The organism is Paraburkholderia fungorum, from assembly GCF_900099835.1.
Lineage (GTDB): Bacteria > Pseudomonadota > Gammaproteobacteria > Burkholderiales > Burkholderiaceae > Paraburkholderia > Paraburkholderia fungorum_A.
This window is the reverse complement of the sequence record NZ_FNKP01000002.1, coordinates 913,232-934,447: the sequence shown is the minus strand read 5'-3', so window position 1 is coordinate 934,447 and position 21,216 is coordinate 913,232. Positions and strand designations below refer to the sequence as shown.

Genomic DNA, 21,216 nt, shown 5'->3' with positions numbered 1-21,216 from the left:
CAATGGCGCCCGCTGCTGCTGTGTTGAAGCGCGCGGAGAACTCGCTGGTGTCGACGGCATGCGTCGAAGCCAGCGGAGCGCCTTGGCACGCCCCTTTCTCCGACGCCCGGCTCGCCCGCTACGCGATCGCCGCGCTGATCGACGAAGCCCAACTCACGCCCAAACCCGCGCTGGTCGACCGGCGCGGCAGCGGCGCACATCGCGACCTCGATCTCTCAACGATGCTGCGCTCCGCACATGCGCTCGAACCCACGTTCGCGGCGCTCGCACGTTCTGCGCGCCGACGCGGCGAGCCGTCGGCGTTGCTGCGTACCGAACTTGCACAGATCGGCCGCCAGGGTGAGCAGGACATGCTGAACGCCACCAGCGGCAGCAACGCGCATCGCGGTGCGATCTGGATCGTCGGCTTGCTGGTCGCGGGCGCTGCCATGCCTCGGCAACGCATCGCGTCAGCGCAATCGAACGCGGCGCACATCTGCACGCTCGCCGCGCAAATCGCTTGTTTCCCTGACCGTTTCGCCGCGCCGTCCACCGACAGTCACGGCGAACTCGCGCGTCAGCGTTACCAGGTCGGCGGTGCGCGTCAGGAAGCGCAGGACGGCTTTCCGCACGTCATCGACATAGGTTTGCCGTTTCTGCATGCGGCGCGCGCGCGTGGTCTCGACGAAAACGCGGCGCGTGTCGATACGCTGCTCGCCATCATGGCTTCACTCGACGACACCTGCCTGCTGCATCGCGCGGGCTTGCCCGGTTTGCACGCGGGCCAGAAAGGCGCACAACGCGTGCTGCAGGCAGGCGGTTATTCGACATCCGCCGGACGCGACGCGCTCGCCGCGCTCGAACGCGAGTTGCTGTCGCTCAACGCATCGCCGGGCGGCGCAGCCGATCTGCTCGCCGCCACCCTCTTTCTCGACATGCTGGCGCATCGCGACGCCGGCCGGAGCCAGGACTCATGGAACATCTGACCTTCGACTACCCGGCGCAACGCGCCGTCACGACCCGCGCGCATGTCGGCGTGGTCGGCTCGGGCGATCTGGAAGTGCTGCTCGCTCCCGCCGCGTCCGCCGCTCCCGCTGGCTCGCTGAGCGCGCATGTGGTCGTGCGCACCAGCGTCGACGGATATAGCCACATCTGGAAAAGCGTGCTCGACCGCTTTTTCACCCGCTACGACGGCGCCGCGCAAATCGAAATCAACGATTTCGGCGCGACGCCCGGCGTGGTCGCGCTGCGCCTCGCCGAAGCCGTCGAAGCCGCTGAAGAGGGAGACGCCGTATGAGCACGCTTCCGAGCCCCTCAGCCAGCCCCTCCACCGGCGCCCATAGCGCGCCGCTGCTGCGCGACAGTTTCATCGAACTGCCCGCGCGTGAACGCGCCCGCTCGCTGCTCGACGCGGGCAGCTTCCGCGAACTGCTTGGTCCGTTCGACAGGATCGAGTCGCCGTGGCTGCCGCTGCAAGGCGTCGTCTGCCAGGCCGACGACGGCTGCGTGATCGCGCGCGGCACGATCGACGGCGAGCCCGCCGTGATCGCCGCGATCGAATCGGCGTTCCAGGGCGGCAGCATCGGCGAGGTATCGGGCAGCAAGATCGCCGCCGCACTGGAAATGGCGCTGCGCGACTGCGAGCGCGGCAAGATCGTGCGGCCGGTCGTGCTGTTCGAAACCGGTGGCGTGCGGCTACAGGAAGCCAACCTCGGCCTCGCCGTGATCGCCGAAATGCAGGCGGCGATCGTCGCGCTGCGCCGCCATGTGCCGGTGGTCGGCGTGATTGCGGGGATGGTCGGCTGCTTCGGCGGCATGTCGCTCGCGGCTGCGCTGTGCTCGTATCTGGTCGTGACGAAACAGGGGCGACTCGGCATGAACGGCCCGGAAGTAATCGAACAGGAAGCCGGCATCGACGAACTCGATTCGAGCGACCGGCGACGCGTGTGGCAACTGATCGGCGGAGAACAGCGCGCGGCAACGGCGCTCGCCGATCAACTGGTCGACGACGACGCCGACGCGGTTCGGCTTGCGGTGAGCGCCGCTTTCGCGCAAGGCGTGCCGGTCGCGCATCGTAGCGAGCAGGTGGAGACGTTTCTGAACCGGCTCGCGCAGATCGACCCGGCCAGCGTCACGGCGGAAAGCATGCGCGAGGTGTACAACCCGTCCGCATCCACGTCAGGTGCCACCCACAAGGAGCAGTCATGAGCGATACCTCACTCACCCGTGGCGCCCGCTGGTTCCGCGCGCTGGCCGGCGAACCGGCCGGCCGCGCGCCCGTGTTGAGCGGCGATGCATCGCTCGGCGGCGAAACCGCGCGCTTCATCACCGTCGTGCCCGATCCGGCTAACCGCTTTCCGCGCGCGGTCGACAACGTCGTCGGTCTCGAACAGGGCTGGCTGCTGGCGAAGGCGGTCCGCGAAGTGATCGCAGCAGACGCGGCGAGCAGCACGCGTCGCCCGATCGTCGCGATCGTCGACGTGAAAAGCCAGGCTTACGGCTATCGCGAGGAAATGCTCGGCATTCATCTCGCCTGCGCGGCGGCCGTCGACGCCTATGCGAGCGCACGCGACGCCGGTCATCCGGTCGTTGCGCTGATCGTCGGACCGGCCATGTCGGGCGCGTTCCTCGCGCACGGCTATCAGGCCAACCGGATCGTCGCGCTCGACGCGCCCGGCACGATGGTTCACGCGATGGGCAAGGAAGCGGCCGCACGCGTCACGCGCCGCACGGTCGAAGCGCTCGATGCGCTCGGCGAAACCATTGTGCCGATGTCGTATTCGATGGCGTCGTTCGCGAAACTCGGCCTGCTCGACGAACTGATCACCGGCGTGGACGCCGATGCGCCCGACGCGTCGCAAATCGAACACGTGCGCGACGTGCTGTCCGCGCAGATTCGTAGCGCGCGCGACGGTGGACGGACGTTGTCGCATCGGCTGGAATCGGCGGCGGCGCAGAAGAACCGCGCGGCATCGATCGAGGTGCGCCGCCGTCTCGCCGAGCAATGGGATGCCGTGTGATGCGGGTCTGCGCGGCACCGCCTTTTGTCGCGGCCGATCCATCGTCGTTGTCGTGCGACGCGCGGTGGCGTCCGCATGACTTGCTGCGTTTGCGCAATCTCCAGACATTCGATGACGAACCGGCCTGGGTCCGCGATGCTTTCGGGCGCGCGCCGTATGCGGTCGTCCGACGTGCGCTGGCCGCTGACGGTGTGATCGCGATCGGCCTGCGCGGTGCTGAACGCGCGCAGCGCTATGGAGCGTGGGCGCGAGCCGATGAGGTGATGGCCACGGTCTCACCCGAGTCGCTGATCCGCTCGAAGCCGCTCGCCGGACGCGATACGTTGCCGCCTTTCGTCGCGATGGCCCGGCTCGTTGCGCAGCAAAGCGAAGCGAACTCGCCGTTGAGCCGATTCGCTTGGGGTCCGACGGGCAGCACGGGTTTTGAACTCGCCACGCAGATGCCCGCCGTCACCGAAACAAGCGATCTCGATCTGCTGATCCGTACGCCCGAGCCGCTTTCGCGAGAGGTTGCCGGTGAGTTGCTCGAACAACTGCAAGCGCTCGCTGTGCAAACGGGCATTCGTCTCGACGCACAACTGGAAACGCCCGCCGGGGGCGTCGCGCTGGTCGAATGGGCCGCGCGCAAATCCCGCGTGATGGCTCGCCATGCGCGCGGTCCGCAGTTGATTGCCGATCCCTGGGCAATCGCTGAAGGCGTCGACATCTGATGCTCGCGCTGCTTTTTCCCGGTCAAGGCGCGCAGACCAACGGCTTTCTGCATAACCTGCCGACCCACCAGGCCGTGCGCGACACGCTTGATGAAGCGTCGCAGGTACTCGACGTCGACGTGCTGACGCTCGACACATCCGACGCACTGCGCTCGACCGTCGCCGTACAAACCGGCCTGACGATTGCGGGCGTCGCCATCGCGCGCGCGCTGGCCGCTGAAGGGCTTGCGCCGGAGACCAGCGCGGGATTGTCCGTGGGTGCCTATCCGGCGGCGGTAAGTTGCGGCGCAGTGCCGTTCGACGCCGCGTTGAAGATGGTTCGCCGACGCGCCGAGCTGATGGAAACCGCCTATCCGTCAGGCTATGGTCTCGCGGCGGTGTCCGGTTTGACCGAGCATCAACTGGAAACACTCGCCGCTCAGCATGCGGATGAAACGGCGCAGCGGGTTTATATCGGCAACGTGAATGCGCCGCGCCAGATTGTGATGGCGGGCGCGAATGCCGCGCTCGATGCGTTTATCGAACGTGCGCTGGCGGCTGGCGCGCGCAAGGCGACGCGCCTCGCCGTGAGCGTGCCGTCGCATTGCGAATTGCTCGCGCAAGCCACCGACGAACTGATCGCCTACGCGCACGACGTGCCCTTTCAGACGCCGCAAAGCACCTATGTCGGCAATCGCGGCGGCCGTCCTTTGTACACGGCGGCCGCGATCCGCGACGATCTCGCGACCAATATGCGCTACACGGTCCGCTGGTTCGACGCGCTCACCGTCATGCAGGAAATGGGCGCGCGCGTGCTGATCGAAGCACCGCCGGGCCAGGTGCTGACCGACATCGCACGCGAGTATTTTCCGCAGACCACGGCGCTCGCCGCGAGCACGTTCAACGAGTTCGACAGACTGGTCACAACGGCGCGTCGGCGGTTGGAAAACGGTTAGCGCGAATCGGGATTCGCCCGCTTTCCTGGAGACGCGTTTGCAAAGCTTGCGTTGCAAACGCTGACTGACAACGCTCAGTGTCAACGCTGAGTGAGCTGAAATATCGCGACTGCACTGCCATCGGAGCGCAGTCGCTCCTTCCTCATTTCGCGGACACCTCGCCTTCGCACAGCAATTAGCCGGACCGGAAGCTTCAGCCCGAAAACAGCGTCACCACCCGTTCAAGCCTGCTCCGGCGCCCGCCCCAACACCTGTCCATTCGACGCAGTCGACGCCGTCGCCGACGTGTCGCCATGCGCACGGTCGCGTCCCGCCGTCGCCACCGCGCCGGTCCCGCCCGGCCGGCGCGCCGACTTCGCATGCCGCTCGATCAGCCGCTGCAGCAGACAGAACGCGCACAGCAACGCGCCGATCACGATACGCGTCCACCACGAACTGAGCGTGCCGTCGAACGTGATCAGCGTCTGGATCGTGCCGAGAATGCCGACGCCGAACAGCGAGCCGATCACATAGCCCACGCCGCCCGTCAGCAAGGTTCCGCCGATCACCGTCGCGGCGATCGCGTCGAGTTCCATGCCCTGCCCCTGCAAGCCGTAGCCCGACAGCACATAGAACGTGAACACCGCGCCACCGAGTGCCGAACAGAAGCCGCTCAGCGCATACACGCCGACCCGCGTCCGCGCGACCGGCAAGCCCATCAGCAGCGCCGAGCGCGGGTTGCCGCCGACCGCGTACACGTTGCGGCCGAAGCGCGTGAAATGCGCGACATAGATCGCCGCCGCCAGCGTCAGCAGCGCGATCAACACGTTCGCCGTCACCGAGCCGACGCCGATGTTCAGCCGGAACGCGGAAATCTTCGCGAAGGTGGGATCGGTGATGGTGATCGATTGAGTCGTGATCAGGAAGCACAGGCCGCGCGCGAAGAACATCCCCGCGAGCGTGACGATGAACGCCTGCAGGCGGAAGAAATGGATCAGCGCGCCCTGCACGGCGCCGAACACGGTGCCCATCAGCAGCACGATCGGGATGATGATCCACACCGGCCAGTGCCAATGTTCGGACAACACCGCTTCGACGATCGTCGTCAGCGCGACGACCGAGCCGACCGACAGATCGATCCCGCCCGAGACGATCACGAACGTCATGCCGATTGCGACGATCAGCAGGAACGCGTTGTCGACCAGCAGATCGAGCAACACCTGCCACGAGAAGAAGCCGGTGTACATCACCGAGCCGAAACCGAACAGCACGCAGAACAGCAGGATCGTGACGGCGATCGGCAGCGTACGCGGATCGACGATATGCGACCACGCATCGAGGATTCGTCTCATCGTGCCACCCCGCGATGGGTGAAGACCGACATCGCCAGCCCGCGCGCAGTCGGCGACTGGATCACGCTTACCGCCAGCACCACGGCTGCCTTGACGACCAGCGTCGCTTCGGGCGGCACGCCGATCGAATAGGTGGTGTACGTCAGCGTCTGGATGATCAGCGCGCCCAGCACCGTGCCCGCGAAACTGAAGCGGCCGCCGAGCAGCGACGTGCCGCCGAGCGTCACCGCGAGAATCGCGTCGAGTTCGAGCAGCAGGCCGGCGTTATTGCCGTCGGCGCTGCGCACGTTCGAACTGATCAGGATGCCGGCCATCGCCGCCGTCAATCCCGAGAAACCGTACACCGCGAACACCAGCGCTTTGGAACGCAGCCCGACGAGGCGCGTCGCCACCGGATTCACGCCGATCGCGCGGATGAACAGCCCGAGCGCAGTGCCCTCGACGATCGCCGCCGTCGCCAGCACGGCGACGGTGGCGATCCATACCGAGCACGGCACGCCCAGCCAGTAGCCGCCGCCGACGAACAGATAGCCCGGCGCGCCAATCGGAATGATCTGCCCGGCCGTGAGCAATTGCGCGATGCCGCGCCCGGCGACCATCAGGATCAATGTGGCGATAATCGGCTGCATGCCGACGAAGGACACCAGCAAACCGTTCCACATGCCGCTCAACACGCCGACGATCAGCGCGGCCACCAGCGCCTGCGCGATCAGCGCACCGCTCGGCTCGGCCTGCGTCGTGAGAATCGTCGCCGCCGCCGCGCCCGCGATTGCCACCACCGCGCCGACCGAAATGTCGATGCCGCGTGTCGCGATCACCAGCGTCATGCCGGTCGCGACCAGCACCAGCGGCGCGGCGCGGTTCAGCACGTCGATGGGTGCGCCGAACAGATGGCCGTCGAGCATCCGCAGCGACAGGAAATGCGGATTGACCCACAGGTTCAGGATGCACAGCAGGACCAGCGTGACGCATGGCCAGATCAACGGACGCTCTACGCCGTCGCGCACGAACCAGTTCGATAGCTTCATTCGCCGCTCCCCGCGATGAGTCGATAGATGTTGTCTTCAGTCGAGGCTTTGCCGGCCACTTCGGCAATCTTGCGACGGTCGCGCAGCACCGCCACGCGATGGCTGACGCGCAGCACCTCGCTGATTTCCGACGAAATGAACAGGATGCTCAAGCCGTTCGCGCAAAGCGCTAGCAGGCGATCCATGATGTCGAACTTCGCGGCGACGTCGATGCCGCGTGTGGGTTCGTCGAGGATCAGCAGTTTGGGATCGGTGGCGAGCCAGCGGGCGAGCAGCGCCTTCTGCTGGTTGCCGCCGGACAGCAGGCCGATCGGCTGCTCCGCGTCCGACGCCTTGATGCCGAGCCGCTCGATCCACAGATCGGCAAGTTCGCGCGCGCGCTGGCGGCTGATCTTGCGCCACCATCCGCGACGCGCCTGCAGCGCCAGCAGAATATTTTCGCGGATCGACAACTCGGCGACGATGCCCTCTTTCTTGCGGTCTTCCGCGCAATAGCCGATGCCGTGACGCACTGCGTCGCGCGGCGAGCGCAGACGCACTTGCCGTCCGTTGACGAGAATCGTGCCGCTGTCCGCGCGATCCGCGCCGAACAGCAGGCGCGCGGTTTCAGTGCGACCCGAGCCGAGCAGACCGGCGAGGCCGAGAATCTGACCGGGTTGAACATCTAGATCGATCGGTTGCATCGTGCCGCGCCGGCCTACGCCGCGTAACTGCATGAACGGCTGCGCATTCGATCCGGCATGCGGCGCTGCATGCGTCGCATCTTCGCTGGATTCCTGCGCTGCCAGGTGTTCCTCCGACGCTTCGCGCAAACGCGCGCTCATGCGTTCGTGGCCCACCATCTTCGACACCAGCAAATCGGCCGGCAGATCGCGAGCGAGATATTCGCCCTCGCGCTCGCCGTTGCGCATCACCGTGATACGGTCGGAAATCGCATACGTCTGCTCGATAAAGTGCGTGACGAACAGAATCGCAATACCCGATTGCTTAAGATGCCGAAGTATTTTGAAAAGCTGCGCGACTTCGCTGTCGTCGAGACTCGAGGTCGGCTCGTCGAGAATCAGCACGCGCGCGTCCACGGATAACGCTCGTGCAATCGCCACCATCTGCTGCACGGCGATCGGATACGCGTCGAGCGAACGGGTCACGTCGAGCGACACGTCGAGACGCGCCAGCGCAGCCTGCGCGCGTCGCTTGATATCGGACCAGTCGATCGCACCGAAGCGCTTCGGCTGCCGGCCCGCGAAAATATTTTCCGCGACCGACAGGTTCGGACACAGGTTCACTTCCTGATACAGCGTGCGCACGCCGGCTGCTTCGGCCTCCTGCGGCGACGCGAACGCGACCACTTCGCCGCCGAGGCGGATCGTCCCGGCGTCGGGTGCGACCACGCCGGTCAGCACGTTGATCAAGGTGGATTTACCGGCGCCGTTTTGTCCCATCAGCGTGTGAACTTCGCCGGGGAACAGACGAAAATCGACGCCCTGCAGCGCTTTCACGCCGGGGAATGTCTTGCTGACGCCAGAGGTGGCGAGAATAGGTTCGGGCGCGCTCGCTGTACCGTTGGCGCCCGGAGCGCCTTTATCCGGCGAATTCGGTTCGGAGGCGGAATGGGTCATAGACCTCGCTCGATAGGCAATGCGTGGGGCTGCGGCCTCCAGCGGCGGCTCTGCGCGATATTTCGCGACAGTACGTGGCCCTTAAGCTGACTTAAGCGGCTCTGCGCGCGCCTTGAAAAGAGACCGCCCGCTGCCGAAGCAGCTGGGCGGTCAGGCACCACTGGAGAAACCTTTTTTCGCTATGTCCGTACCAGCGCTTCCTGTTGCGCCGCCTGAGGGCAAATCATCAGGAAAGCCTGGTACTTTCGCCTGACTGCTTCGTGGCAGTGTCCGCTTCAGTATTTGCGCGTCGGCAATGTCTGCGCGGCGACGCTCATCGGGAACACCGTCTCTTCCGTGAGAATGCGCTTCGGCAGTTGCTTGCCGGCGACGACATCCTTGACCGCCGACATCAGTTGCGGTCCGAGCAGCGGGCTGCATTCCACGTCGACGTTCATCTTGCCTGCGGCCATGGCCTGGAACCCGCCCTTGGTGGCATCGAACGAAACGACAGTGATGTCCTTGCCCGGATGCATGCCAGCCTCTTCCATGGCCTGGATTGCGCCGAGCGCCATGTCGTCGTTATGCGCATAAACTACATTTATTTTATTTCCGTAAGTTTTTATAAACGCTTCCATGACCTGCTTGCCGCCGGCCAGCGTGAAGTCACCGCTTTGCGACGCAATGATCTTGAATTTGGGATCGCTCTTGATCACTTCGATCAGACCGGAGTGGCGGTCATTCGCGGGCGCGGAACCGACAGTTCCCTGAAGTTCGGCGATGTTAACGGGACCTTGATCGTTTTTATAGTGATCTGCGAGCCAATGACCACCGCGGCGGCCTTCCTCCATGAAGTCCGAGCCGATCATTGTCACGTACAGCGACGTGTCTTTCACGTCGATGTTACGGTCGGTCAGGATCACGGGAATATTCGCAGCCTTCGCCTCGCGCAGTACCGGCTCCCAGCCCGATTCGACCACCGGCGAGAACGCGATCACATCCACTTTTTGTGCGATGTACGAGCGGATCGCCTTGATCTGGTTTTCCTGCTTCTGCTGGGCGTCGGAGAATTTGAGCTTGATTTTCGCGTCCGCGGCAGCGGATTTGACCGACTCGGTATTCGCGGTTCGCCATGCGCTTTCCGCGCCGACCTGCGCAAAACCGAGGGTGATCTGCTTGTCTTGCGCGTATGCGCCCGGCGTGGCCAGCGTCAGCGCGCCGATGCCCGCGGAAAGTGCGAGTGCGCCCAACGCACGACATGCGGCACGTCGTTTATTCGCCATGACTTGTCTCCTGATCTTTGTTGTGTAGGCGACCCAGCCCTGCCCAGCCCTTGCGGCCCTCAAGGTGCATGGATCGTGCTGTAGCGTAGTGTGCGGGGCGTTACCCGTCCAATCATATGATTCGCATCCGCGATATCAATTTTGGTATAGCGGGCGGGATCGAAGTCGGGGTGGCCTTGAGCCTACGCGTGGTTTGGGCAATTGACGCTGTGCAGGCCGTGCAACCGGCTGGCCGGGCTTTTTATGTGCTTACCTGCTGCGCATATTTCGATCGATTACGACCGGGCGATGACGGCTCGCGGCGTGACCCATCGAAACGTCAGGTTGATGCGCTCGCCGGCCACGCGCGGCTCTTTCGGAACCCGATGCCGCCACTCCGCCTGCGTGTTGCCCTTCATCACCAGCAGGCTGCCGTCCTTCAGCGAGAAAGACTGCACGACACCGGATTTGTTGTGCCGCAAATCGAAGGTACGCGGCGTGCCGAGACTGACCGACGCGATTACGGGATGAGTACCGAGTTCGGGTTCTTTGTCCGCATGCCAGCCCATGCTGTCATTGCCGCTGCGATAGCGGTTGATCAGCACACTGTTAAAGCGCGCGCGGCTTGACTCCTCGGCGGCGGCTTTGAGTTCGGCCACGGCCGGCGTCCACGGTTGCGGCACGTTGCGAATGCCCGAATAAACATAGACCGCGCCGGATTCGCCCTGCCAGGCGGTCAGCCGGGGCAGCGGAACGCGGCCGGCGGGCGTGCCCATCGTGTCCTGTCGCCACGCGACCTCTTCGACGAGTTGCGTCAGGAGACGCGTTGCAGTGGCGGGCTCGAGCCAGTCGGGATACCAGTCGACGTCGGGCGTCGGCAGGTCGTTGAAAAGATCCATGATCAGATGCCGGATTCGATCGCGCGAACAGCGCTTACGGGGTGAAAACCCCGGCTATTATGGCGGCAACGGCACAGCATGCCTTGCGCTGTCATTCGGCGCACTCTCTCTTCATTCTCAACATCAAAAGCCCTCTCATGACTCTCTCAGACCAGGCACTCGACCAGCTCTTTCGCGAAGCGCGCACACATAACGACTGGCAGCCGAAAACCGTCGATGATGCGCTGCTCAGGCAACTTGTCGAACTCACCCTGCTGGGCCCGACTTCGGCCAATTCGAGCCCGGCTCGCTTCGTGTTCGTGAAATCGCCGGAAGCGAAGGAAAAGCTGCGACCCGCGCTGTCGCCCGGCAATCTCGACAAAACGATGGCTGCGCCCGTGACGGCGATCGTCGCAATGGACATGGCGTTTTACGAGCATCTGCCGAGACTGTTTCCGCACGCGGACGCGCGCAGCTGGTTTGCGGGCAATGACAAGGCAATCGCCGATACCGCGTTTCGCAACTCGACGCTGCAAGGCGGCTATCTGATTCTCGCCGCCCGTGCGCTGGGTCTGGATGCCGGCCCGATGTCCGGCTTCGACGCGGTCAAGGTGGACGAAGCGTTCTTTGCCGGCACGACCGTGAAGTCGAACTTCCTGATCAATCTCGGCTATGGCGATCCGGCAAAGCTGTTCGCGCGCAGCCCGCGTTTCTCGTTCGACGAAGCCGCGCGTATCGCGTGACGCACCCCGCTGCGTTCAACTGAAAACCGCCACGTAGAAGACGACGGCACCGATCAACGCTCCGACGAAGCAGAAGCCCTCGCCTTCATCCGTGGCGTCGCCGCTGGAGCGCACCCAAGCTCCGACGACGCCGAATAGTCCCGCGATGCCCAGCGCGACACACAGCATCGTTACATCGAATAGCGCGCTCCGACCCAGCTCGGAAAAGTCGATATTGCGCACCCCCATGTACAAGGCGATCGCCATTACCGAGATCACCACGAGTGGCAGCATGACATGGCTACCCTCGTGTCCGACGTGATGCGCATGGTGCGCATGATGCGCGTGACGTAATGGGTGGCTTGTTCTCAGCAGTTTCATGATGCGCCTCCTCGCCCTCTCACGGCGACAGAACCGGCCTCTACAGCATGCCCGCGGCCCTTGCGGTAATCGATAAATCCAGCCGGTTCACTTTGAGAATAGTCCACACTCGAACACAATTCAAAGCCCATTTAATTGGATGGCGGACAGGCTTCAACAGCTCGAGCACGCGCATCTGGATTGCTGCGGTGCATGAGCTTTGCGCTCGCATCAAGTTTCGAAAATCCAACGCGTGAGCGCTGAATCTGACGGCTCCGGCAAGCGCTTAAACATGCCGGTAGAATGGATCGGCTCCTTCGCTACGGCATAGCTGCTGCGCTGCCGCGGTTGACATCGCCGTGCCCGCGCTTCATGCCGGCCCCTTCCCGCCCTGATCCTTTCTATGCGCCGCTCATCGTTTCTTGTCCGCATCATCCTGATTGGCATCCTGCTGCATATCTACGTCGGCTTACGTCTGATCCCGGATACGCCGGTCGACACAACGGGCCGCTGGCTGATGGCGTTATGGCTCGTGCTGTCGATCTTTCTGATTCCCTTGGGCATGCTGGCGCGCAGTATCAAGCGGCAGCCGCTCGGCGACCGGCTCGCCTGGGTCGGCCTGCTCGCGATGGGCTTTTTCTCGTCGCTGCTGGTGCTGACATTCGCGCGCGACCTGATGCTGGCCTCGCTGCTTACCGTCGAGGCAATCTGGCCCAATTCCATTGCAATCCATCATTGGCGCACCGGCTCAGCGGCGGTGGTGCCAGTGCTCGCGTTGCTCTCGACGCTGGTCGGCCTGTTCAACGCACGCCGTCGCGCGAAAGTGGTAACAATCGATGTACCGATCGACGATTTGCCGCCCGAACTCGACGGCTTCACGATAGTGCAGATCAGCGACATTCATGTTGGGCCGACGATCAAACACCGGTATGTCGACGCGATCGTCGATGCAGTGAACCGGCTCAAACCTGACCTGATTGCAGTGACCGGTGACGTGGTGGACGGCAGCGTGCCGCAACTGACCCGGCACACGCAACCGCTGTCACGCCTCAGTGCTCGTCACGGTGCATTTCTGGTTACCGGCAACCACGAGTACTATGCGGGCGCGAACGCGTGGATCGACGAATTCCGCCGCCTTGGTCTGAACGTTCTGCTTAACGAGCACGTAGTCGTGAATCACAATGGCGCGCGCGCCGTCATTGCCGGCGTAACGGACTATTCCGCAGGACACCACGACCCGTCGCATCGCAGTGACCCCGCTGCGGCGATTGCAGGCGCACCAGGCGACGTGCTGATCAAAGTGCTGCTCGCGCACCAGCCGCGCTCCGCCGAAGCCGCTGCCGCAGCGGGTTTCACGCTGCAGCTGTCCGGGCACACTCACGGCGGTCAGTTCTTCCCGTGGAATTTCTTTGTGCGATTCCAGCAGCCGTTCACTGCCGGTCTCGCGCGACTGAATGGACTGTGGGTTTATACGAGTCGAGGCACTGGCTACTGGGGCCCGCCGAAACGGCTGGGCGCACCGTCAGAAATCACCCGCGTGCGACTCGTGCCCGGCGAACCCGACTAGCCTGATTCGGCGCCTGCAAACGCGTTAGCTCCGTTAGCCAACGCGGCCCATCACAGCGCGGGCGCCACCGCCACGCTCGCTTGTGGCGCGAACACTACCGACACCTGCATCCCCGGCGTAACCCTGGCAAGCTTTGCCGGCTCGCGCCCCTGGATATGGAACACCGCGCCATTCGCGCGCTTCAGCGCCATCACACCCGTCGCGTGATCGACCGCCTGAACTTCGGCGGTCACGTTTTCGAGCGTATCCGACTGGGCAGCCGGGCTCTGACTATTCGCGGCGTGCGTGACACGTACCACCGCGTTGCGCACCATACGGAGATGGACCTTGCCACCCTGGCTGATCTGCGCGAGCTCGCGTGCATCAGTGATATTGAACGAGGCCTCGCGGCCCTGCGCATCGAGCACGGTTAGCGAGCGTTGAGCCGGGTTTATCGACTTGACGACACCGTCGGCCTGCAACGTGCTGGTGCCTTCGAACGCGGCGGGCAAATCTGTAGCGTTCGATACGAGTGGCGCGGCCGCCGATACTGCCAGCAACACAGCGGCGACGATGCCGGAAGCTTTCACTTTCATACATTCCTCAATTGAGCTGGACGACATACTCAAACAGTGTGTTTTCCGGGATGAAACCCGTCAATATTCGGAGTCCGTATCTAAGCGGGGATAACTCTGATCCCGCCGACGAAATTTCCAAGCGCAATTCACGACAGTAACGACAGATCGCCTAATCCCGGCTTGACTTAACTTTGCAGAGCTGCCTAAAATTCGCCCACTTTATTCAACCGGAATTACGATCTTGGACAGTAGCAGTTGTACTCGTCGAGCTTCGATTCGCCCGATCGTCTGATCGGCAAGATTTCCGCGCCAGTTTCCTCTGTCGCCGTCTTGCCCTTTGGCTCGATGGTGCACGTCGTTCACATCCCAGTTTGACATCAAGCCGTTGATGGCAAGTCGCAGCATGGTTCGATCCCGTGCGACGCCCGATACCCGTCAGCGCCGCGAGCTTTCGCTCGTGTAATGCGTCACGCCTGAACCGCCCGCCTCGCTAGCGAGACGCGCGGCTGTCACGCGTCGGGTTCACACTGCGCGAACACGCGCCTCAACCTTTCTTAACGATGACACTCGAATTCGTCTGGCGGCTCGCGGCCGCCTTCGCCTGCGGCGTCGCAATCGGCCTTGAGCGGCAGATGCGGCAGCGCAATGCCGGGCTTCGCACGATCACCCTGGTCGCAAGCGGCGCATGCCTGTTCGTCACGCTCGGCGTGCTAACCGGCAACGGCACCTCCGGCATCACGCAGATCGCGGCGTATGTCGTGTCCGGCGTCGGCTTTCTCGGCGGCGGCGTGATCATGCGCGACAAAGGTTCCATTCAGGGGATCAATACGGCCGCCACCTTGTGGTGCTCGGCCGCGGTCGGCGTGCTATGCGGTGCGGGGCACTACGGACCGGCGCTCGCCGGCACCGCGGTCGTGCTGCTGACCAATACCGTGCTGCGCGAAGTGAGCCGCACGATCAACGCGACGTCGGTGTCGAACGCCGATCTCGTGCGTGAATATGTACTGACGATCGTCTGCAAGGAACCGGACGAGATCCATATTCGCACTGCCATTTCCAACTCGATGTACTCGGCGCCGCTGTCGTTCCAGAGCCTGACGAGCGAAGACGTCGACAACGATTCCGGCCGTATTCGCGTGACGGCGACGCTCAAGCTGCATCCGAAAGACCAGTCGAAGCTCGAACAGATGGCAAGCCGTCTGAGCATGGAAAAGAGCGTATCCAGCGTCAGCTGGACAGCGAGAGAAGCCGAGCCGACGCCCGAATAAGAGCCTTGGCAGGACGCCGTGCGCGAGTTCCCCGGAACGGCGCGCATCGTCTACACTTAGCTTGCAATAGAGTCAGACAGTGTTAATTCAGCGTCCTTAAAATGGACTGCCCCATAACCATCGACTAAGCTCTGTCAGCGTGATTTCTTCACACACAACCAGGGAGTCTCGAATATGGAACACGGCATCATTGCATGGCTCATCATCGGCGCGATTGCGGGCTGGCTCGCCGGCGTGCTCGTCAAGGGCGGTGGCTTCGGCCTGATCGTCGACATCATCGTTGGGATTGTCGGCGCGTTCATCGGCGGCTGGCTTGCCGGTGTACTGCACATTTCGCTGGGCGGCGGCTGGATCGGCTCGATCATCACCGCGGTGATCGGCGCGGTCATTCTGCTGTTTATTATCCGGCTCATCCGACGGGGCTGAGCGTCGTCATTCATGCGCAAAGCGTCAGGGGCAAACTCCGCCTGACGCTTCTTTTCTGCTTATAGCCGCACCGCTTATAGCCGCACCGCTTCCAGCCCCGCAGCCAACCCCGCCTCTGTCGCCGGCAACATCGAGCCGGTATCACGCAAGCGCGTGTGCCACGCAAAAGCCTGATCCAGTTGATGCGGTGTCTGTCCGCCCCACTTCAACGCGTCCCGATAGTAATCGCGAAGCAGATCGCGATACAGCGGATGCGCGCAATTCTCGATAATCAGCGTAGCGCGTTCACGCGGTGCGAGGCCGCGCAGGTCCGCGAGACCTTGCTCTGTCACGACTACGTCTACGTCGTGTTCGTTGTGATCGCAATGCGGCACCATCGGCACGACGCTCGAAATGCGGCCGTCCTTCGCCATCGACTTCGTGGCAAAAATCGCGCACGACGCATTGCGCGCGAAATCGCCCGAACCACCAATGCCGTTCATCATGTGCGTGCCGCCCACGTGCGTCGAATTCACGTTGCCGTAGATGTCGAGTTCGAGCGCAGTATTCAACGCGATCAGACCGAGACGGCGGATCACTTCGGGATGGTTGCTGACCTCTTGCGGACGCAGCACGAGCCGGTCGCGGTAACGTTCGATCTCGCCGAACACCTGCGCCTGGCGCGCGGCCGACAGCGTGATCGACGCCCCCGACGCGAACGTCACCTTGCCGGCGTCCATCAGGTCGAAGGTCGAGTCCTGCAGGACCTCTGAGTAAATTTCGAAGTCGTCGAACGGCGAATCGACAAAGCCCGCGAGCACCGCATTGGCAATCGTGCCGATGCCTGCCTGCAACGGCGGCAGGCGCGACGGCATACGTCCTTGCGACACCTCATGCTGGAAAAATTCGATCAGATGACCGGCGATCAACTCGGTATCCGTGTCGGGCGGCAATACCGTCGACGAGCTATCGGCAAGATTCGTAATGACGATGGCCGCGATTTTTTCGAGCGGAATCTCGATGGCCGGCACGCCGACGCGGTCACGCGTCCGCACGATCGGCAGCGGTTCCCGATAAGGTCGGCGGCCGGGAATCCAGATGTCGTGCAGCCCTTCGAGCGCAAGCGGCTGCGCCAGATTGATTTCGACGATCACCTTATCGGCAAGGATCGCGAAGCTGGCCGAATTGCCGACCGACGTGGTCGGCACAATGCCGCCGGTCTCGGTGATCGCGGCGGCTTCGATAATCGCTACATCGAGTTTGCCGAGCTGATTGGCGCGCAGCATTTCGACCGTCTCCGACAAATGCTGGTCGACGAACATCACCTCGCCGCGATTGATCGCGTCGCGCAAGGTCTTGTCCACCTGAAACGGCAAGCGGCGCGCGAGCACGTTAGCCTCGGTGAGCATGCGGTCGACGTCATGACCGAGCGACGCACCGGTCATTAGCGTGATACGCAGCGGCTTGCCTTCCGCGCGTGCGCGTTCGGCAAGCGCAACGGGGACGGCTTTCGCATCGCCCGCCCTAGTGAAACCGCTCGCGCCCACGCGCATGCCGTCCTGAATCAGAAGCGCGGCCTCGGCGGCCGATGTGATCTTGCCGCGCAACGCGGCACAACGAATCCGGTCTTCGTACATGAAACGAGTCTCTCCATAATCACCAGTCGATCTGGCGGTGCGCACGTCTGCGGTGTGCTTCGCCGCTAGCCAGATCGCGTACTGGCCACGGCATCCCGAGGGACGGCGCGGCCAGTGACTTCGTCGCGCGCAACCTGCTTGCGACAGTTTTTACTCATACTTCAGTTATCAAACCGTGATGCTGCACGGTGGTCGAATCAGCTTCCGAAGTAGATATTGCAGAAGCTCACAGGACCGACGCACTCTTCAGCTTTGGACTTCGGCACGTCGACACGGCTGCGTGCATTCAGACGATTGACGCTATTGACGCTATTGGCGCGCGGAACACCTGCTTGCGCGACCTGTTCTTCCTGAGCGACCGGCGCAGACTGTGCGTGAGCAACAGCAGCAGACAAAGAGCAGGCAATCAGGGCAATCTTCAACACTTTCATTTCGTTCTCCAGGACTGACGGTTACTGCGAGGCAGTGATGAAACTATATGACTGCCACCTACGCAGATAAACGGGGCTGCCCGGAAGTGATCTTTCTATCTGGCGGAAAGATCGAACCGTGCTTTCAACGTGCATTAAACGGTGCATCCTTGTCGAGCAACGCAGCGCGGATAAAGTGCAGACAACTCAGAATGCGCTGTAAATCGTGGCGTTTTTCGCGATCCTCGTGGACGGTTTGCAATAGGTCCTGAGCGATCCACGTGGATGAACGCACCGCAACAAGCGCGCTTTCCCGTGCCCGCGTGTCGGGACGCTCGAACAGTTGCGCAAGATCGGCGCGCGTTCGTTCGATGCTGCTGCTCCAGCGCGGATGCAGTTCGTGCGCGTACGCGGCGCTCGTCGTTTCATTGCGCAGGTCTATCACGGCGTGACCTACTTCGAGCGTGGCGAGCATCCAGCGCATCGCTTCTCGCCGCCGCCGCGAATGCCGCGTCAAAAGCATGCGTAACTGCGATGTCAGATCATGCGTGCTCGACTGGAAGCGCTGGTTGAGTCCCGGCAATTCGTCCTTGCACGCGGATACAACCTGCGCGCGCAGATCGCTCATGATTTTTCTCGTGAGCCACGGCATGTCGGCGGGGAAAACTGTTGAAGAGACGAGTGCCGACAACAGCATCGATACAGTGAGCGCGATGCCGTTGTTGATCAGCAGATCCGGCGCATAGCTGACGACGTTATCCGGCCCCGCAAGCAGACAGAAGAACACCGAAAATCCGATGCCGTAACCCGCTGTGCCCTTGCGCGTCGCGACGAACGCGCCCAGCGCGAGCACGGGCGCCAGCATCGCGCACAGTAGCGGAAAGCCGTCGATGTTGGGATAGACGTAGCAGGTGAAAAGATAGCCGGTCATGGTCGCAAACACCGCGCCCACGCCCATCTGAACGGCCATTTTCGATGGGTTCGGCGCCGTCGACGTCAACGCGCACGCAAGCGCTGCGCCGATCACGGCAAGACCGCCGCTCGGCCAGTCGGTTGCGATCCAGAAAGCACCGGCAATCGCCATCACGACGGCGCAGCGCACGAAGGTGAACGCAACGACAAAACCATTCGTGCGGCTCACATAGCGGCTCGTGCTGCGCGGCTGGCTGGCCGGCTTACGTTGCGCTAACGACGCCGCGTACGTCTGCGAATAGCGGATCCATTCGTCGACGAAACGGTAAAGCATTTCTGCCGCCGTATCGAAGTCGGCCAGCGACTCGGGTGACGCCGCTTCCAAAGGTCGTTTCGTCTCACGTACACGGCGCGGTAACGTCGCCTGAAAGCTTCGCAGACGCGCCGCAATTTGCGACGGGTCGGGGACAATCTGATCCGGTTGCGGCGCCAGAAGCGCCGCGAGTTCGTGGAAGTACGGTTTGATCGCGGTTGCCACCGGTTGCGAACCGGTCGCTCGCAAGCGCTTCAGCAATTGATGCAACGCGTGCAAACGCGCACACGCATCCATGAATTCGCCATTCAGACGACCGAGATGCTGACTGCGCGAACGCATCGCCGGGTCCTCGAAAGCGGCGAACGTGCGCGTCGCTTCGAACCCGACGATCTCGTCGACGAGGCCCGCAAAGCGCCGTTCGAACTGACCACGCTCGATCCCGCCATGGAGCACATCGGCGGCGAACGCAGTAAAATTTGTGAAGCGGATCTGGAGCGCGCGACGCAACGCGAGGCTGGAACGCTGCGGCACGATCAACGCACTGACCGCACTCGAGCAGACGATGCCGACCGCCACTTCCGCAGCTCGCGTGAGCGCGGCAAGGAACAATGCGTGAGGCGCGGTAACGTTCGGAATCCCGATTAACGCGGCGGTGTATCCCGCCAGCACGAAGCCGTACCACCTGAAATGCCGATACCGCACCGCCGCTGCAACGCAGGCGCTCACCCACGCGATCATGCCGAGCATGTACAACTCGGGCTGCTGGACGAACAGCCCGCCGAGCACCAGCGCTGCGACGGTGCCGACCGCCGTGCCGAGAATCCGGTAGAAGCTCTTCGCGAGTACCATTCCGCTGAACGGCTGCATCAGCACGAACACCGTGGTCATCGCGATACGCGGTTGCGGCAGATCGAGCAGCATCGCAATACCCAGCGCCAGCAGACCCGCCGTCACGGTTTTCAGCAGATGCAGCCAGATCAGGCCGTCGGTGTTCGCCCAGTCACGAAGCGCGGGGCTGAGCGACTTCTCGCTGAACGATTGCCACATGACACGCCACGGGCGGATGGAATCCACCGTGAATCTGATCGCATGTTGGCGTTTCATCTGAAAGCAGTGCGCCCCGCTTGGTCGCTGGAAAAAGCGCCGGCGACGACTGCGCGCACCGGCAGGCAAGGCGCCGATTGTAGGAGCATGCAATGCGTGCATTAAGGGGGCGATCAGGGAACGTCCCTTCCAGAACGGACAACAATGCGCCTTCGCGAGAGGCGGACAATACGGCTTCTGCCGTGAAATAGAAGGATCGATGGATACGTTACAAAATATGCGGGTGTTCGTGCGCGTGGTTGAAGCCGGCAGTTTTACCGCCGCCGCGCAGTCGCTCAATTCGACGACGGGCGCCATGTCCCGCGCAGTCTCCGAACTCGAAGCGCACTTGCGCACCCGTCTGCTGAACCGGTCCACGCGACGGCTTGCGCTAACCACGGCGGGCGAGCGTTATCTGAAGCGATCGCAGCAGATACTTGCCGATGTCGACACGGCCGAGGAAGAAGCGAGTTGCGCGCACGAGCGTCCGAGTGGCGCGCTGCGGATGCACAGTTTTGCCAGCATCGGCCAGCATTACGTGTTGCCTGCCGTTTCGCGTTATCGCGCGTTGTATCCGGAGGTGACGGTCGAACTGACGCTGTCGCAGCGCATGCCAGATCTTTTCGAAGGTAGCGCGGATGTCGCGGTGATCGGGGCTTCCACTCTGCCTAATTCGGATCTCGTGTCGCTCCCGCTGGGGACGACGTTCAGCATTTTGTGCGCGTCGCCGGCTTATGTGCGTACACACGGCGCGCCGCAGAAACCGGGCGATCTGGCGCATCACGAGTGCCTGATTCTGCACACGCCGGCGTTTCCCCCGCACGAGTGGGTGCTCGACGGCCCGAATGGCAGCGAAATGATGGAGGTGAATGGGCCCGTGCATGTGAACATCGCGGAGTCGTTGATTGTGGCGATTCGCGAGGGAATGGGGATTGGCATGGTGCCGTTGTATGCGGCGATTTCCGGGTTGCGCGACGGCACATTAGTGCGCGTGTTGCCGGACTATACGCTGCAGAAGATGAACGTTTATGCGCTGTACCCGTCGCGTAAGTTCATCGACGCAAAAACACGCACGTGGGTGGAGTTCTTGCGTACCCATCTGCCAAAAGTCATCGCACGCGACGAGGCGTTGCTTGCTGAGGTTGGCCGCGAGGATTCTGAGGAGGCAGTTGTTGTAGTTGATAGTGCCGGTAACGCTGCGGATGGCGACGCACCGGGAGTAACTCAGAGTTGAGCGG

Annotated in this window: 22 protein-coding genes; 11 read left to right on the top strand and 11 right to left on the bottom strand. The window is 63.0% G+C overall.

What is annotated here, in order from left to right; genetic code table 11:
- Positions 1-2 precede the first annotated feature (2 nt).
- From BLS41_RS20240 to mdcH, 6 genes are read left to right on the top strand one after another with little or no spacing between them, the layout of a single operon-like run.
- On the top strand, positions 3-965 hold the full coding sequence (locus BLS41_RS20240; protein WP_074768040.1) for a triphosphoribosyl-dephospho-CoA synthase: 963 nt from the start codon (positions 3-5) through the stop codon (positions 963-965).
- Entirely contained in the window at positions 953-1,276 is a 324-nt protein-coding gene (locus tag BLS41_RS20235; RefSeq protein ID WP_074768038.1) for a malonate decarboxylase subunit delta, read from the top strand. The genes BLS41_RS20240 and BLS41_RS20235 overlap by 13 nt, the downstream gene beginning before the upstream one ends.
- The gene (locus tag BLS41_RS20230; protein WP_074768036.1) at positions 1,273-2,187 is read left to right on the top strand and encodes a biotin-independent malonate decarboxylase subunit beta; all 915 of its coding nucleotides are present in this window, start codon (positions 1,273-1,275) and stop codon (positions 2,185-2,187) included. The genes BLS41_RS20235 and BLS41_RS20230 overlap by 4 nt, the downstream gene beginning before the upstream one ends.
- Positions 2,184-2,999 carry a biotin-independent malonate decarboxylase subunit gamma gene (gene mdcE, locus BLS41_RS20225; protein ID WP_074768034.1) on the top strand — a complete coding sequence of 272 codons (816 nt, stop codon included), beginning with the start codon at positions 2,184-2,186 and terminating at the stop codon, positions 2,997-2,999. The genes BLS41_RS20230 and mdcE overlap by 4 nt, the downstream gene beginning before the upstream one ends.
- The gene (locus tag BLS41_RS20220; protein WP_074768032.1) at positions 2,999-3,709 is read left to right on the top strand and encodes a malonate decarboxylase holo-ACP synthase; all 711 of its coding nucleotides are present in this window, start codon (positions 2,999-3,001) and stop codon (positions 3,707-3,709) included. Before mdcE ends, BLS41_RS20220 begins: the two co-directional genes overlap by 1 nt.
- A complete protein-coding gene (gene mdcH, locus BLS41_RS20215; protein WP_074768030.1) occupies positions 3,709-4,644 on the top strand; it encodes a malonate decarboxylase subunit epsilon in 936 nt (311 codons plus the stop codon). The genes BLS41_RS20220 and mdcH overlap by 1 nt, the downstream gene beginning before the upstream one ends.
- A 221-nt stretch (positions 4,645-4,865) precedes the next feature.
- Here the strand turns inward: mdcH and yjfF are convergent, their stop codons facing one another.
- The 5 genes from yjfF to BLS41_RS20190 form a co-directional block, all read right to left on the bottom strand.
- Positions 4,866-5,975 carry a galactofuranose ABC transporter, permease protein YjfF gene (gene yjfF / locus BLS41_RS20210; protein ID WP_074768028.1) on the bottom strand — a complete coding sequence of 370 codons (1,110 nt, stop codon included), beginning with the start codon at positions 5,973-5,975 and terminating at the stop codon, positions 4,866-4,868.
- Complete coding sequence (locus tag BLS41_RS20205; protein WP_074768026.1) at positions 5,972-7,003, bottom strand: ABC transporter permease; 1,032 nt, start codon at positions 7,001-7,003, stop codon at positions 5,972-5,974. Before BLS41_RS20205 ends, yjfF begins: the two co-directional genes overlap by 4 nt.
- Positions 7,000-8,622, bottom strand: a complete 1,623-nt coding sequence (locus tag BLS41_RS20200) for a sugar ABC transporter ATP-binding protein (RefSeq protein WP_074768024.1) — start codon at positions 8,620-8,622, stop codon at positions 7,000-7,002. Before BLS41_RS20200 ends, BLS41_RS20205 begins: the two co-directional genes overlap by 4 nt.
- Before the next feature lie 275 nt (positions 8,623-8,897).
- Positions 8,898-9,884: an ABC transporter substrate-binding protein gene (locus BLS41_RS20195; protein ID WP_074768022.1), complete on the bottom strand. Its 987-nt coding sequence runs from the start codon at positions 9,882-9,884 to the stop codon at positions 8,898-8,900.
- Between the two features lie 275 nt (positions 9,885-10,159).
- A complete protein-coding gene (locus tag BLS41_RS20190; RefSeq protein ID WP_074768020.1) occupies positions 10,160-10,762 on the bottom strand; it encodes an alpha-ketoglutarate-dependent dioxygenase AlkB family protein in 603 nt (200 codons plus the stop codon).
- Positions 10,763-10,899: 137 nt separating this feature from the next.
- On the opposite strand from BLS41_RS20190, the gene BLS41_RS20185 reads away from it, so the two are divergent.
- Positions 10,900-11,484, top strand: a complete 585-nt coding sequence (locus BLS41_RS20185) for a malonic semialdehyde reductase (protein WP_074771068.1) — start codon at positions 10,900-10,902, stop codon at positions 11,482-11,484.
- Positions 11,485-11,499: 15 nt separating this feature from the next.
- Here BLS41_RS20185 and BLS41_RS20180 read toward each other — a convergent pair whose 3' ends face one another.
- Positions 11,500-11,844 carry a hypothetical protein gene (locus tag BLS41_RS20180; protein WP_074768018.1) on the bottom strand — a complete coding sequence of 115 codons (345 nt, stop codon included), beginning with the start codon at positions 11,842-11,844 and terminating at the stop codon, positions 11,500-11,502.
- 382 nt (positions 11,845-12,226) lie between these two features.
- Here BLS41_RS20180 and BLS41_RS20175 point away from each other — a divergent pair, with 382 nt between their 5' ends.
- Complete coding sequence (locus BLS41_RS20175; RefSeq protein WP_074768016.1) at positions 12,227-13,390, top strand: metallophosphoesterase; 1,164 nt, start codon at positions 12,227-12,229, stop codon at positions 13,388-13,390.
- A 50-nt stretch (positions 13,391-13,440) separates the two neighbouring features.
- Here BLS41_RS20175 and BLS41_RS20170 read toward each other — a convergent pair whose 3' ends face one another.
- Both BLS41_RS20170 and BLS41_RS38505 read right to left on the bottom strand, forming a co-directional pair.
- Entirely contained in the window at positions 13,441-13,965 is a 525-nt protein-coding gene (locus tag BLS41_RS20170) for a hypothetical protein (protein WP_074768014.1), read from the bottom strand.
- 201 nt (positions 13,966-14,166) lie between these two features.
- Entirely contained in the window at positions 14,167-14,352 is a 186-nt protein-coding gene (locus BLS41_RS38505; RefSeq protein ID WP_143026323.1) for a hypothetical protein, read from the bottom strand.
- Between the two features lie 155 nt (positions 14,353-14,507).
- Between BLS41_RS38505 and BLS41_RS20165 the strand changes: the two genes are divergently transcribed.
- Positions 14,508-15,215, top strand: a complete 708-nt coding sequence (locus BLS41_RS20165) for an MgtC/SapB family protein (protein ID WP_074768012.1) — start codon at positions 14,508-14,510, stop codon at positions 15,213-15,215.
- Positions 15,216-15,389: 174 nt separating this feature from the next.
- Complete coding sequence (locus BLS41_RS20160) at positions 15,390-15,641, top strand: GlsB/YeaQ/YmgE family stress response membrane protein (protein WP_074768010.1); 252 nt, start codon at positions 15,390-15,392, stop codon at positions 15,639-15,641.
- Positions 15,642-15,715: 74 nt separating this feature from the next.
- On the opposite strand, the gene BLS41_RS20155 is transcribed toward BLS41_RS20160, so the two are convergent.
- From BLS41_RS20155 to BLS41_RS20145, 3 genes are all read right to left on the bottom strand, one after another.
- A complete protein-coding gene (locus BLS41_RS20155) occupies positions 15,716-17,257 on the bottom strand; it encodes an acetyl-CoA hydrolase/transferase family protein (RefSeq protein WP_074768008.1) in 1,542 nt (513 codons plus the stop codon).
- Positions 17,258-17,454: 197 nt separating this feature from the next.
- A complete protein-coding gene (locus tag BLS41_RS20150; RefSeq protein WP_074768006.1) occupies positions 17,455-17,688 on the bottom strand; it encodes a hypothetical protein in 234 nt (77 codons plus the stop codon).
- 124 nt (positions 17,689-17,812) lie between these two features.
- Complete coding sequence (locus tag BLS41_RS20145) at positions 17,813-19,999, bottom strand: FUSC family protein (RefSeq protein WP_074768004.1); 2,187 nt, start codon at positions 19,997-19,999, stop codon at positions 17,813-17,815.
- A 199-nt stretch (positions 20,000-20,198) separates the two neighbouring features.
- Between BLS41_RS20145 and BLS41_RS20140 the strand changes: the two genes are divergently transcribed.
- Positions 20,199-21,212, top strand: coding sequence for a LysR family transcriptional regulator (locus BLS41_RS20140; RefSeq protein ID WP_074768002.1), 1,014 nt, complete (start codon positions 20,199-20,201; stop codon positions 21,210-21,212).
- Positions 21,213-21,216: the final 4 nt, after the last annotated feature.

Bases quoted from the DNA above. Each gene is read 5' to 3' on its own strand.
- BLS41_RS20240 (WP_074768040.1), top strand. From the start codon at position 3: ATGGCGCCCGCTGCTGCTGTGTTGAAGCGCGCGGAGAACTCGCTGGTG.
- BLS41_RS20235 (WP_074768038.1), top strand. From the start codon at position 953: ATGGAACATCTGACCTTCGACTACCCGGCGCAACGCGCCGTCACGACC.
- BLS41_RS20230 (WP_074768036.1), top strand. From the start codon at position 1,273: ATGAGCACGCTTCCGAGCCCCTCAGCCAGCCCCTCCACCGGCGCCCAT.
- mdcE (WP_074768034.1), top strand. From the start codon at position 2,184: ATGAGCGATACCTCACTCACCCGTGGCGCCCGCTGGTTCCGCGCGCTG.
- BLS41_RS20220 (WP_074768032.1), top strand. From the start codon at position 2,999: ATGCGGGTCTGCGCGGCACCGCCTTTTGTCGCGGCCGATCCATCGTCG.
- mdcH (WP_074768030.1), top strand. From the start codon at position 3,709: ATGCTCGCGCTGCTTTTTCCCGGTCAAGGCGCGCAGACCAACGGCTTT.
- yjfF (WP_074768028.1), bottom strand. From the start codon at position 5,975: ATGAGACGAATCCTCGATGCGTGGTCGCATATCGTCGATCCGCGTACG.
- BLS41_RS20205 (WP_074768026.1), bottom strand. From the start codon at position 7,003: ATGAAGCTATCGAACTGGTTCGTGCGCGACGGCGTAGAGCGTCCGTTG.
- BLS41_RS20200 (WP_074768024.1), bottom strand. From the start codon at position 8,622: ATGACCCATTCCGCCTCCGAACCGAATTCGCCGGATAAAGGCGCTCCG.
- BLS41_RS20195 (WP_074768022.1), bottom strand. From the start codon at position 9,884: ATGGCGAATAAACGACGTGCCGCATGTCGTGCGTTGGGCGCACTCGCA.
- BLS41_RS20190 (WP_074768020.1), bottom strand. From the start codon at position 10,762: ATGGATCTTTTCAACGACCTGCCGACGCCCGACGTCGACTGGTATCCC.
- BLS41_RS20185 (WP_074771068.1), top strand. From the start codon at position 10,900: ATGACTCTCTCAGACCAGGCACTCGACCAGCTCTTTCGCGAAGCGCGC.
- BLS41_RS20180 (WP_074768018.1), bottom strand. From the start codon at position 11,844: ATGAAACTGCTGAGAACAAGCCACCCATTACGTCACGCGCATCATGCG.
- BLS41_RS20175 (WP_074768016.1), top strand. From the start codon at position 12,227: ATGCGCCGCTCATCGTTTCTTGTCCGCATCATCCTGATTGGCATCCTG.
- BLS41_RS20170 (WP_074768014.1), bottom strand. From the start codon at position 13,965: ATGAAAGTGAAAGCTTCCGGCATCGTCGCCGCTGTGTTGCTGGCAGTA.
- BLS41_RS38505 (WP_143026323.1), bottom strand. From the start codon at position 14,352: ATGCTGCGACTTGCCATCAACGGCTTGATGTCAAACTGGGATGTGAAC.
- BLS41_RS20165 (WP_074768012.1), top strand. From the start codon at position 14,508: ATGACACTCGAATTCGTCTGGCGGCTCGCGGCCGCCTTCGCCTGCGGC.
- BLS41_RS20160 (WP_074768010.1), top strand. From the start codon at position 15,390: ATGGAACACGGCATCATTGCATGGCTCATCATCGGCGCGATTGCGGGC.
- BLS41_RS20155 (WP_074768008.1), bottom strand. From the start codon at position 17,257: ATGTACGAAGACCGGATTCGTTGTGCCGCGTTGCGCGGCAAGATCACA.
- BLS41_RS20150 (WP_074768006.1), bottom strand. From the start codon at position 17,688: ATGAAAGTGTTGAAGATTGCCCTGATTGCCTGCTCTTTGTCTGCTGCT.
- BLS41_RS20145 (WP_074768004.1), bottom strand. From the start codon at position 19,999: ATGAAACGCCAACATGCGATCAGATTCACGGTGGATTCCATCCGCCCG.
- BLS41_RS20140 (WP_074768002.1), top strand. From the start codon at position 20,199: ATGGATACGTTACAAAATATGCGGGTGTTCGTGCGCGTGGTTGAAGCC.